The sequence below is a fragment of the Candidatus Caldatribacterium saccharofermentans genome (assembly GCF_050267035.1).
Lineage (GTDB): Bacteria > Atribacterota > Atribacteria > Atribacterales > Caldatribacteriaceae > Caldatribacterium > Caldatribacterium saccharofermentans.
Genome location: NZ_CP187957.1, coordinates 1,072,341 through 1,084,478, shown reverse-complemented (window position 1 = coordinate 1,084,478; position 12,138 = coordinate 1,072,341). Strand labels below are relative to the sequence as shown.

The window sequence follows — 12,138 nt, the reverse complement described above, 5'->3', positions numbered from 1 at the left end:
GCTGAGGAAGAGTGGCTCAGCAGAATCGACCTCAACCTCAAACCCTGGAATTTGTCCGGAAGCATCGGAATGAAGATGAGGGGCTTTTGCAAATCGAACACGATGTCTCAGAAGGAAGCACCACAGGAACTGGAGCAAGAATCCCTGCTCTCCTGGTGACTCATGGAGGAGAACCTGCCTGGCAATGGAGGAAGACCCTTCAGGACGAAAACCCGCGCTAACCAATACCACGGAGGATTATTCTTCTCGTGAACAAGAGTCCCCCACCAGCGCTACCTCCACCTGCTCAACATGGATTGACCCGAGTGCACCTTTGTAAGAGCGTACTATTTGCTCAGGAAGCGCCCTCTGGCGAGAGCATCTCTGCTCCCACAATGAGCTTGACGATCTCATCTGGGGTTGTTTCGGTCTTTTTCTTATCGCCTACCTTGCGCCCTCCACGCAGGACGACAATGCGGTCAGCAACACTGAACACATGGCGCATATTGTGGCTGACGACGATGATCGAACACCCCTTTTCCTTAAGCCGGAGAATGAGATCCAGAACCCGGCGGGATTCTTTCACCCCAAGGGCTGCGGTCGGCTCGTCCATGATGATGATTTTTCCTCCCCAGGGCATTACGCGGCCTATAGCCAGGGCCTGTCTTTGCCCCCCTGAGAGGTACCGCACCGGAGTTCTAAGAGAGGGAATGTCGATACCAAGCTCTCTGAGAGTTCGAACGGTATCGTCCACCATCTTTTTCCGGTCGACGAAGATACCCAGCCGGTCTTTCGTGGGTTCCCGGCCAAGGAAGAAATTCGCCGGAACATCACGAGTTTCAACCAGTGCCAGCTCCTGATAGACCGTTTCGATACCCAGCATCTGTGCATCCCGTGGGCTTCGGATCTGTACCGGGCGGTTGAAAAAGAAAATTTCTCCCCGAGTAGGTTGGTGTACCCCAGCAATGATTTTGATCAGGGTAGATTTCCCAGCACCGTTGTCACCTACTAAGGCCACAACCTCCTGAGGGTAAACGTCGAAATCCACGTCTTCCAGGGCATGCACACCGCCGAAGTACTTGCAGATACCCCGGAGAGAGAGGATGGGCTGGGACACCAAAACGTTGCTGTCCTGACCCTCTGTGCCCATGGAATTCACCCCTCACGCTTTCTTTTTCCTGTACATGTCGATCATAACCGCACCGATGATGACCGCTCCGATTGCCGCTGGTTGCCAGTACGCAGGAAATCCTAAAAGCACCAGGGCATTGCGCAGGATTTGCATGATGGCGGCTCCAATGAGGGCTCCCCAGACATTACCCTCCCCTCCACTCAGGCTAATACCTCCAATAACTGCTGCGGCGATGATGTCGAGCTCATACCCTTGAGCAGCAGTCGGAGCAGCTACACCCAGTCGAGCGGTCATGAGGATGCCCCCGATGCCAGCAAACAATCCCGAGAGTGTGAAGGCAATGATTTTGACCCGATCGACGTTAATTCCAGAAAGTTCCGCAGCATATTCGTTACCGCCCACGGCATAGATATGGTAGCCCAGTTTCGTTCGACCAAGGAGGATTGAACAGAGTATTGCGAAAAGCACCATGAGGATGGCCGGAAGGGGAATTTGCCATATGAGGACACTCACATCGGTTTGCCCCAGGGCAAGAAAGGGCCGGGGGAGATTTCGTATTGGCCACCCTTCGGTCATTCCGTAACAGAATCCCCGGACAATGCTCATCGTCCCCAGGGTTGCGATAAAAGGAGGGAGTTTTGTCTTGCTCACCATGGCTCCGTTTGCAAGGCCAACAAGAAGGGTAATCAGAAGGCCAAGGGTGACCGATAACGCCACGCCGTACTCCCGGACTAAGAACATGCCGGCCACGATGCCAGAAAGCGCCATATTCGAACCGGCAGAAAGGTCAATGCCCCCACCTATGATGACGATGGATTGCCCGAAGGAGGCAATGGCAATCCAGGAAAAGGCCCGCAGAACATTGAAAATATTGGTAGCAGTAAGAAAAGTGCGGGTCAGCAGACTCAAGGTCACCATCATACCGAGGAGGATGATTGAGAGAGCAGCCAGTTGGTTCCGGATAAAGCGGCGTCCAAGACTCAATTCAACGTACCGGGAGACCTCTCCATCAGTGGGCAACAGGCTTGTCTTCTTCATACGAACATCCCCTGGGCAAACACGCAGGATTGCTTAAAAACACCCCTCCCGGGGATCCCCGGGAGGGGTGTTCGTTGCTGGTCACTCCCCCTCAGGGAATGGTGGTGGCAGAGGTTTTGTGAAATCACCCGTCTTCCAGGCCTCGATCATGGCATCAACGTTATGGATAGTGACAATGTCCATGCCGGAGTCGGTCCAGGACTCGAAGCGTTTTCCGTTCACTATGTAGTCGAAGAGCATCTGAATGGTGTCGTATCCCCAGCCCCAGTATTTCTGACCTACAAGGCCCACGAGAAGTCCTTCTTTCAGGTACTCAAGCTCCACCGGCAAGGTATCAAAGGCAACGGTCTTCACTCGGCCAGACTTTGCGGCTTCCTCCCAGAGTGGCATAGAACCCCGCTCTGCAAAGAGTGGCCAAAGGCCCACGAAGAACCATCCGGTCAAGTCAGGGTAAGCCTGCATGACTTCTTCCACAACTTCGACCCCTTTGGAAATGTCATCATAGCACGCTACGGTGGTCACTATTTCGATTTCGGGATAGTTCTTGATCACGTCCTTGAATCCCCGAATGCGTTCCTCAAGGTTCAAAGCTCCCGGAACCCCGGTGAGAAGCGCTACCTTACCCTTTGTACCCATGTAGCGGATAAGGAGTTCTGCAGCGGCCTTGCCACCCTCATAGTTGCTCACACCGAGATAGGTAAAACGCTTGCTCTTGGGTGCATCGGCGTCCCAGGTCATCACCGGGATACCGGCGTCTACAGCCTTGTTAATAACGTCCACAAGAGCATCCGGGTCATTGCAGGAGATACCAATGCCGTCCACACCTTTTGTGATGACATCCTCAACAACCCTGACCTGTTCAGTGGCGTCTGAAGCTACCGACCCCACATAGAGTACTTCTACCTCGTAGTCCGTGGTAGCAGAGAGTTCCTTTGCCTTGGCAAAGGCTCCATCTCGACCCAATTCAAACACGGGATTGTTCAGAGCTTTAGGGATCCAGGCAAAGACGAGTTTCTTCTTCTCCTGGGCAGAAGCAGAGGCAAAAACAACCCCAACCACCAAAAGACACATTAAACACACAAGAACCACAAATTTTGCTTTTCTCATGACTCTCCCTCCTTCTTCAACATCTCGCCCAAACACTTTACCCTACTGTCTGTTCCTTCCTCTCAGCCTCCCTCCTTCAGATTTTTAACCTCTACAGGAAGCTACCACCTTGGACACCAAAAGTCAAGTTGTCAACGGGGCTGGGATATTTACTGCAGGGGTACTTTCCCAATATCTTCGGCCCCTGCTCTTCCGTTATGGGCGCACTCCTACCAGCAGAGGGATGCGACCGTTTCTTCGCGAAGAAACCCCAGACACACCCTCGATCCAGGAACTTAACCTTCACCCTCTGCAGCGGGAATTTCCGGAAGAACTCCTGCCCACTGCAAAGAGTGAGCAGAGAACCTGTTTTTAAAGATACTTTGTTTGTCGGGATTCCCGGGAAATCAAATAGTAGTACTTCCTTGTGAAGCTGGACACGGCAAAAAGCAAAAGTGCGGGTGAAGAAGAAAGTATTCTTCCCCACCCGCGATCACCTATAGCACTTCGAAGAACCTGGTCTCCTCGAACACCCGACCGTACGCGTCCTCAAAGATCACGGTGACCCTGTGGAGGCCTCGTTCCAGATTCTCCGGAAGAGGAGCGATGTACGTGTGGGTGGACCCCTTCATCTGCATCCAGTCAGGAAGCCCTGCGTGCAACCTTGCGGCAAAGGGGTCAACAAGGGACCGGTACTCCATGGGCTGCGGTGGAAGGTCATCAATGGCGCAGAGGACTTTCGAGCGGCTATCGGCGTTGAAGACGTTGGCAAGGACGAAAATCCCGCCAAGCTCTTCTCTGACGAAGACTCCGTCGGGAAATCCGGCAAGGCCCTTCCGGGGGGAGAAAAAGGAGACGTTCATCTGACGGGAAATCCCAAAGGGGTAGAACGTGTCCTTCCAGGTATTCCCGCTGAATTCAAAGACAAAGTACCCTTTGGGAACACCATCGCGGGTATAGGAAAGGGGGATACCCAGATCATCTTTGGGGCCACTCCACCACGAACCACAGGCTGCTCCGGCGATGATCTGGGGGAAGGGGAGATTGGGGCTCCAGTCACTGAAAGCATCGCCGGGGAAGAACCGCTCAATGGTGTGGGTGTGACCGGCAAGGAAGATTGCCTTTCGTCCCTCAAGAAGGGCGAAGAGCTTCTCCCGGTTCTTCACCTGGTGCTTTTCAGCCGCCCGGTCGATGTAGGAAACAAGGGGGATGTGCATGGCAAAGACGATAAGGGCATCTTGAGGAACAAGGGCAAGATCCTTCTCAAGCCAGAGGAGCTCGTCTTCCGAAATCTCACCGTGGTACTCCTTCCCATCCCACATGACGGAGTCGAGGACCACAAAGTGGACCTCCCCGATGTTGAAGGAGTAATAGGTGGGCCCGAGGTAGCGGGAGAATGTTTCGTGCTTTGTAGCATTGTCAGGGGCATCGAAGTTCATATCGTGGTTGCCAAAAACGTACCAGGCTGGAATCCCCATTCCTGCCATGACCTGGAGGTACCGAGGGTAGAGATTCAGGGGGTCGTTAATGTTGTCCCCGAGGACGATAGCGCACCGTGCGCTGGATTGTCGTTTGGCAATGTCGGCAACGATGCTATCCCTGAGGTACTGGATTTCCTGGTGATTCGTCACCTGGGTGTCCCCAAGAACGACGACTGAGAAGTCCTTGCTTTCCTCAACGCGATAGAGAGGGAAGTTCACCTCCTGGGGCAGGGATCCCGTGGGGGCAATGCCGGGGTACTCTCGAATCGCCTCAGGAGACCCACTGGGACGATGGAGGTAGAAGAAAAGCGGGGTATTGTACTCGCTGAGGGGAAAGGTATACCCAGAGGGCTTGGTAACGAAAACAATCATGTTCTCCCGAACAGGGAGCTCATACCGTCCTGCAGCGTCGGTGACGACAACCTCAAGGCCATTTGAGACGGGAACACCGGGAATACCCTGCTCTCCGGGATCCAGAGCACGGTTGCCGTTTGCGTCCTCAAAGACCACACCGCGCACCACGCTCTCCTGGGCCAAAACCACACTCCCAAGGAGTACCACCAGAAGCACAAGGACCACACCTACATACCGCCTCATCGCTTCAACCTCCTTTCGTAAGTTCTACCAGGAGCATAGAACGGCGATGTTCAGGGAGTATAAAGGGGGAGTAAAAAGAGTGAAAGTTCGGTGAAAAAGGTATAATAGGAGCAGAGAGGAGGGTGAAAATGGAGCGGCGAAGACTTGGAAAAACGGACCTCCTGCTTTCGCTTTTTGGCCTTGGGGGGTTCCACCTTGTGGAACTCTTTAAAGACGATGCGGTTCGGCTTGTGCACCTTTACCTCGATCTTGGGGGGAACTACATTGAAACCGCCGAAAGCTACGGCCACGGAGACTCGGAGGCGAAAATTGGTGAGGTCCTCAAAACCCGTCGCCATGAATGCTTTGTGGCCACGAAATCCCAGAAAAGAACGAAAACCGAAGTCCTCCAGTCCCTTGAGGGAAGCCTGAGAAGGCTCAACACCGACTACGTGGACCTCTTCTTCATCCACGAACTCAACCGTTTCGAGACCCTCGAAGCCATCACCGCCCCAGGTGGAGCCTTAGAAGGCCTTGAGAGAGCAAAGCAAGAAGGGAAAGTACGCTACGTGGCATTTTCGAGTCACGTGACTCCTGAGGTCGCGGTGAAAGCCCTTGAGGTCTATCCTTTCGATGCCTTCATGATTCCTCTCAATTACTTTGATCGTTTCAACTTCCCAGGCTGGGAAGTAGAGGTCCTCCCCCTTGCCAGAGCGAAGAATGTGGGGGTTTTGGCCATGAAGGTCTTCGCCGATGGATTCCTCTGGCGTCATCCTGAGGAGGCCCTGCGGTACGTTCTGTCCCTGCCAGTGTCCTGTCTTGTCCTTGGAGCCAACACCGAAGAGTACCTCCGGAAGGATTTCGCCCTCCTTGAGCGCCTCACCCCGATGAGCGAAAGCGAAAAGGAGGAGTGGTTTGCGAAAGCACCGGAACTCGGCCGATACGTCTGTCGCCAGTGCGGAAAGTGCCTTCCCTGTCCCGAGGGCATCGATATCCCCCGGATTTTCCTCCTTGAGGGTCAGTACGACCGGCAGATGAAAGACGACCTCATCCGGGACCCCGCCGAATACGCTCTCCGGGACCGGCTGCGTTTCTGGTTTGGGAACCAGGACTACGCCCAGAGAGAGTACGCGCAACTCTCCCCAGACGCCTCAGCCTGCACGCGCTGCGGGATATGTGAAGAGCGCTGCCCCTATGGCCTTCCAGTGGTGAAGAAACTGGCCATTGCCCACGGCAAACTCACCGACCAGCGCCCACCGGGGTACACCAGAATCTTCTGAGAAGGAGCGAGAGCGATGAAATGGCTCGGTGTGGGTCTTATGATCCTTGGGATGCTTTTCGGAGTGGCCTCGAGCGGAGAAACCGGAAATCCCGGGCAATACGCCCGTACCCCAGAGGAAACGGGAATTCTTGTGCTCCGAGGACTCCGGATTGAAGGAGGAACCGTCCACCTTACTGTTGCGACGAGAGGCTGTACCACCAAAGAGGATGTGGTCGTTCAGGTGGTGGAGAAGGAACTGGAGAGCGACTGCACGCCCTATTACGAGCTCACGTTTTTGCGGGAAACCCCTGATACCTGTGAGGGGGAGCTGCGGGAAGAGTCCCTTGTGTACGACCTTGAGGATGACCTGCACCTTGAGCTTCCCTGCATGCTTTCGGTGACCAATCCCGTGGTGTGCTCTCCTGCGAAAGATGAGTTCCCCGAAGAAACACCCCGGGAGGAAGACCTGACACTACGTGAGGATTTGCGGGATGCTGCCATCTGGGCCGTGAAGGCGGAAATCCAGCGATACCAGGAGAGCGAACACCCCGACAAAGATGCGAAAATCTCTGCTTTAAGGGAAACGCTTGCGCGCCTGCAGAATATGCCTCCTGAGGACTACCCCTTGCCCTCCGAAGAACAACCCCCAGAAAAACCCCCGACAAACTTTGGAGTGCTCCTCCCACCGGAAATCCGCGAGGTCGACGTGGTGTCCCCACCCCAGAGGCCTGGGGACCTCCTTGAGGTGGTGGGGATGACCCGCTCGGGTCCTTTCTACCACGTGGCCGGCATCCGGGGAAGAGACTTCTCGGTCTTTGCGCCGTCCTCGCAGTACCGGCTGAAGCTCTATCTCGTGTACCGGCGGGAGTACTTCCTGGGTATTCCCAACTACTACGTTTACATCGCCTCCTGGGAGGAGCGCTGAAAGAAGTCCTGGACCTTCTTGAGTTCTTCCCGAATGGGGATTTTCTGGGGGCAGCGTTCTTCACACACACCGCATTCAACGCAGTTTTCCGGACGCTCCTCAGGTCTCAGAAAGTGGAAGTACGTTCTCCTTGCCCCCTCAAGATCCCGGAACTGGAAGACCCGGTTGTAGAGGCCAAATACGAAGGGGATGTTCACTCCCTGGGGACAGGGGAGGCAGTAATGGCAGGTGGTGCAGGGGATGGGAGCAATACCCCGGAGGATTCGCCGCGCCTCCTCAAGGGCCACAAGGTCTTCAGGGCGCAGGATACCTTCGTGCGCAAAGGAAGCCGTCTCGATGTTCTCCTCGAGTTCTCTCATGGTGCTTGCACCGCTGAGCACCGTCGTCACTTCTTTCTGGTTCCAGAGCCACAGAAGCCCCCAGGCTGCAGGAGTCCAGTTTCGCCCAGTTGCGGCAAGACGCCTCCGGACCTCTTCCGGAAGCCGGACGAGCTGTCCCCCTTTGAGGGGTTCCATGACAACAACGGCAAGGCCCTTTGAAGCGGCGTAGCGAAGGCCTTCCTGTCCTGCCTGGAAGTCTACATCGAGGTAGTTGTACTGAATCTGGCAGAAAGTAAAGGGGTAGGTGTCGATGATGCGTTTGAACGTCGCCAGGTCGTCGTGGAAGGAAAAACCCAGGTATCCGATGTCCCCACGAGCTTTGGCTTGCTCTGCCCACTCAAGCACCCGGCACTTCAGCACCGTCTCCCACCGGTTCCGGTCAAGGGCGTGGAGGAGGTAGAAGTCCACGTGGTCTCGTCTGAGGCGCTTCAGCTGTTCCCGGAGGTACTTCTCCGGATGTTCGCAGGCCTCTAAAAGCCAGGTGGGGAGTTTCGTGGCGACTTTTGCCCGTTCACGATACGTCCCCTGGAGGGCCTTCCCAACCACAACCTCACTCATCCCCTTGTGGTAGGGATAGGCGGTATCGATGTAGTTCACCCCGTGGTCGATGGCGTAGTGGATCATCGCCGTGGCCTGGGCTTCGTCGATGCTGCCTTCGTCGTGAGGGTCCTGAAGGGGAAGGCGCATGGCGCCAAGACCGAGAATCGACACCTGAAAATCCAGGGGGCCAAACTTCCGGTACTGCATCGCTACACACCTCCCGGGAACGAGAAAGGTCGATGCCCATTATACTCTTTTGAGGTGGAGAAGGGAATCACTGCCAGAACCCCCACTGTGGTGAGAGTGTTTCCGAAAAGGTGGTAGAGGAAGACTCCCTGTGGTAATATAGTCTTACACGGAAAAGCAGAAGGAAACATTGATTCACTCATACCGAAGGGAGGAAAAAACCATGGCCCAGACTCTGGGAGTCATCGTCGGCAATCGGGGGTTCTTCCCGGATGAGCTTGCCAGAGAAGGTCGGGAAAAGGTGCTCGCTGTCCTCGAAGACATGGGGTTTGACGTCGTCACTCTAAGCCCTGGGGACACAAAATTCGGAACGGTGGAGACTTTCGAAGATGCAGAAAAATGTGCCCGTCTCTTTGACCAGTACCGAAAAGACATAAGCGGTATTATCGTGACCCTCCCGAACTTTGGCGACGAAAAGGGTGTGGCCTATGCCATTCGTCTTTCGGGGCTCAACGTTCCGGTGCTCGTCCACGCTTTTCCGGACAGAACCGACTTGCTTGATGTGAAACACCGACGAGACAGTTTCTGCGGTAAACTCTCGGTGTGTAACAACCTGAAGCAGTTCGGTATCCCCTTTTCCCTGACGACGTACCATACGGAGGACCCGGACTCTGAGGTCTTCCGTAAGGACATCGAGTGGTTTGCCGGAGTCTGCCGGGTGGTTCAGGGCTTTAAGAACCTCAAAGCTGGAGCAATTGGTGCCCGTCCGAATGCTTTCAACACTGTGCGGTTCTCGGAGAAAATCCTCGAGCGCCATGGAATCTCCGTTGAGGTTGCCGACCTTTCGGAAATCATCGGTGCCTGCGAACGCCTCCAGGACGGTGACCAGAAGGTTCAGGAGAAACTCGCCGAAATCAAGGGGTACCTGGATACCTCCGGAGTCCCAGAACAGGCTCTGGTGAAAATCGCCAAACTCGCCGTGGTCCTTGACGAGTGGATTGCCCGGACAGGAGTTCGTCTTGTGGCCATCCAGTGCTGGACGTCCATCGAAGAGAACTTCGGGATTATGCCCTGTACAGCGATGAGCATGCTGAGTGAGCGGCTCATCCCTGCAGCGTGCGAGGTGGACCTCACTGGAGCCTTAGGCATGTATGCACTGCAGCTTGCTTCCGGGAAACCCTCCGCCCTTGTGGACTGGAACAACAACTTCAACGATGACCCGGATAAGGCCATCCTCTTCCACTGCAGCAACTTCCCGAAGTCGCTCCTTCGAGGTATCCGCATGGGGTACGGTGACATCATCTCTTCCACCCTCCCCAAAGAACAGACCTACGGGACCTGCTATGGCACCATTCCTGAGGGACCCGTGACGCTCTCGCGCCTTGCCACCGACGATACCACAGGAAGCATTGTCGCCTACGTCGCCGAGGGAGAGATCACTCAGGATGAGGTGAAAACCTTCGGTGGCATTGGTGTCGTGAAGGTTGAAGGGCTGCAGGAGCTTCTCGCCTTCCTCTGCGAGAACGGTTTCGAGCACCACGTGGCCATCAACCTCGCCCACGTGGGAGAAATCCTCGTTGAGGCCTTCGACAAGTACCTCGGATTCGACACCTACTGGCACAACGAAGCATAAAAAAACACCCCGGGCGAAAGCCCGGGGTGTTTTTTTATCCGGTGATGATGAGGAGAACGAGGAAAAAGAGGGTCCCCACCGTTGCCACCGTAAGGGGGAGGAATTTCTCCACAAAGCGCACCCAGAGAAGGTGCACCGCAAACATGATGACCACACCGATGAAAATCCGGTCCCAGAGATTGCTCCGAAACGGGAGTATCCGCACTGGAATCCCTCCTAATCCTTCACCGCACCAAAGGTCAGTCCGGCGATGATGTGCCGCTGGGCAATGCCGATGAAGACCACCGCTGGAATGAGGCACACCACCGATACGGCGGCCATCTCTCCCCAGTTGGTGCCGATGACCGTCACAAACTCAGCAAGACCGGTGGTGATGGTCCGGGCATTGACGCTCGTGAGAATGGCGGCAAAAAGGTACTCATTCCAGGCAAAAATCCAGGTGAGAATGGCAGTGGTCATGATGCCGGGTTTGGCAAGGGGCAGGATAACGTTCCAGAGCACCCCCAAGAGGGAACACCCATCGATGTAGGCAGCTTCATCGAGTTCTTTCGGAATCGAATCAATCATTCCTTTGAGAAGCCATATGGCAAAGGGCAGGTTGAAGATGCAGTAGAGGAGAATCATCCCGATTCGGGTGTCCCGAAGACCTAAACGGGTGAAGATGAGGAAGAACGGCACGATGAACACCGCCGGAGGGGCCATACGGTTTGTGATGGTCCAGAAAAAGAGGTTACTTGAGCCCGGAACTCTGAAGCGAGAGAAGGCATAGGTGGCAAGGATAGCTAAGGATACCACAAGGAGGGTGTTCCCGGAAGCAATGATGAGGGAGTTCACAAGATACCGTCCGTAGATATCCCGGAAGAACGGACGGTAGTAGTTGAAGGCGTAGAAGCTCGTTTGAATTAGCTTTGGTCCAGAGAACACTTCAAGTTTCGTCCGGGCCGAGACCACGAACATCCAGTAGATGGGAAAGAGTGTGAATGCAGCGATAAGGATGCACACAAGGTACACCAGGACAAGTCGCAGGGTCTTCCGCTGCATCCTACGTCGCCTCCTGGGAAGAAGAAATAAAGGTCATCAAAAGCCAGCACATGACGATGGTAAGGTAGAGCAGAAAGAGGGACATGGCAGAACTGTAACCGTACTCCATGGACTGCAGGACAAGCCGCACCAGGTGGATGCTCACGTAACGTGTCGCCGTTCCAGGACCACCGCTTGTCAGCATCCAGACCTCGTCAAACACCCGGAAGGTGTCCATGATACGGATGAAAAGCGTGGTGAGGATAACAGGCTTTAAGAGGGGTATCGTAATGTACCGGAAGACCTGCCAGCGGTTTGCTCCATCGACAAGGGCTGCTTCGTAGGGTTGCTTGGGCAGAGCCGAGAGACCGGCCATAAAGGTCAGCACCACAAAGGGCGTCCAGTGCCAGATATCCACAAGGACGGTGGTGAAAAAGGCCTGGGTGGGATTCACCCGATGTTGTACTCGATACCGAGTTTACGAAGGTAAAAGGGAATGGGGCCAATGTCGGGGTTCATGAGAAGCACCCACATGCTCCCGATGGTAATGGGAGCCATGGCCAAAGGCAAGGTCATGATGGTCCGGAAAAGCCCCTTCCCCCGGAACTCGAGCGTAAGAAGATTGGCAATAAGAAGCCCAAGGGGTAATTCAATCCCACAGCAGAGGACGACAAAGGTCAACCCCAGGCGAAGGGACTTCAGGAAATCCGCATCAAAAACGAGTTTCCGGAAATTGTTGAACCCGGTATACACCATCCCCACACGGGAGAACACGTTGTACTTGAAGGCACTCAAGTACAGGATGTAGATGACCGGAACGACACCTATGGCGAACATCAAAAAGAGTGTGGGGGCCAAAAGCCCCCACACCTGTGCTTTTCTCTCCCTCACCGCTTAACCT

Annotated in this window: 10 protein-coding genes and 1 pseudogene; 3 read left to right on the top strand and 8 right to left on the bottom strand. The window is 54.9% G+C overall.

Features of this window, described 5'->3' with window-relative positions; translation table 11 throughout:
* Positions 1–334: 334 nt before the first annotated feature.
* The 4 genes from ACPT9Q_RS05515 to ACPT9Q_RS05500 form a co-directional block, all read right to left on the bottom strand.
* A complete protein-coding gene (locus ACPT9Q_RS05515; protein ID WP_427366644.1) occupies positions 335–1,129 on the bottom strand; it encodes an ATP-binding cassette domain-containing protein in 795 nt (264 codons plus the stop codon).
* Positions 1,130–1,141: 12 nt separating this feature from the next.
* Positions 1,142–2,149: an ABC transporter permease gene (locus tag ACPT9Q_RS05510; RefSeq protein ID WP_427366643.1), complete on the bottom strand. Its 1,008-nt coding sequence runs from the start codon at positions 2,147–2,149 to the stop codon at positions 1,142–1,144.
* An 81-nt stretch (positions 2,150–2,230) separates the two neighbouring features.
* Positions 2,231–3,256, bottom strand: coding sequence for a substrate-binding domain-containing protein (locus tag ACPT9Q_RS05505; protein WP_038305345.1), 1,026 nt, complete (start codon positions 3,254–3,256; stop codon positions 2,231–2,233).
* A 476-nt stretch (positions 3,257–3,732) separates the two neighbouring features.
* A complete protein-coding gene (locus tag ACPT9Q_RS05500; RefSeq protein WP_427366642.1) occupies positions 3,733–5,313 on the bottom strand; it encodes a calcineurin-like phosphoesterase C-terminal domain-containing protein in 1,581 nt (526 codons plus the stop codon).
* A 128-nt stretch (positions 5,314–5,441) separates the two neighbouring features.
* Here ACPT9Q_RS05500 and ACPT9Q_RS05495 point away from each other — a divergent pair, with 128 nt between their 5' ends.
* Together ACPT9Q_RS05495 and ACPT9Q_RS05490 are read left to right on the top strand one after the other, a co-directional pair.
* On the top strand, positions 5,442–6,572 hold the full coding sequence (locus ACPT9Q_RS05495; RefSeq protein ID WP_017873475.1) for an aldo/keto reductase: 1,131 nt from the start codon (positions 5,442–5,444) through the stop codon (positions 6,570–6,572).
* A 15-nt stretch (positions 6,573–6,587) separates the two neighbouring features.
* A complete protein-coding gene (locus ACPT9Q_RS05490) occupies positions 6,588–7,478 on the top strand; it encodes a hypothetical protein (protein ID WP_427366641.1) in 891 nt (296 codons plus the stop codon).
* Here ACPT9Q_RS05490 and ACPT9Q_RS05485 read toward each other — a convergent pair.
* Positions 7,451–8,605, bottom strand: a complete 1,155-nt coding sequence (locus tag ACPT9Q_RS05485) for an aldo/keto reductase (protein ID WP_017873473.1) — start codon at positions 8,603–8,605, stop codon at positions 7,451–7,453. The two genes, ACPT9Q_RS05490 and ACPT9Q_RS05485, sit on opposite strands and share 28 nt — an antisense overlap.
* Positions 8,606–8,807: 202 nt before the next feature.
* On the opposite strand from ACPT9Q_RS05485, the gene ACPT9Q_RS05480 reads away from it, so the two are divergent.
* Entirely contained in the window at positions 8,808–10,217 is a 1,410-nt protein-coding gene (locus tag ACPT9Q_RS05480) for an L-fucose/L-arabinose isomerase family protein (protein ID WP_427366640.1), read from the top strand.
* A gap of 34 nt (positions 10,218–10,251) precedes the next feature.
* Here the strand turns inward: ACPT9Q_RS05480 and ACPT9Q_RS05475 are convergent, their stop codons facing one another.
* The 3 genes and pseudogenes from ACPT9Q_RS05475 to ACPT9Q_RS05465 all read right to left on the bottom strand — a co-directional run bounded on the left by ACPT9Q_RS05475 (position 10,252) and on the right by ACPT9Q_RS05465 (position 12,128).
* Entirely contained in the window at positions 10,252–10,422 is a 171-nt protein-coding gene (locus tag ACPT9Q_RS05475) for a hypothetical protein (RefSeq protein ID WP_017873470.1), read from the bottom strand.
* Between the two features lie 11 nt (positions 10,423–10,433).
* The gene (locus ACPT9Q_RS05470; protein ID WP_017873469.1) at positions 10,434–11,258 is read right to left on the bottom strand and encodes an ABC transporter permease subunit; all 825 of its coding nucleotides are present in this window, start codon (positions 11,256–11,258) and stop codon (positions 10,434–10,436) included.
* 1 nt (position 11,259) lies between these two features.
* A pseudogene (locus ACPT9Q_RS05465) lies at positions 11,260–12,128 on the bottom strand (carbohydrate ABC transporter permease).
* Positions 12,129–12,138: the final 10 nt, after the last annotated feature.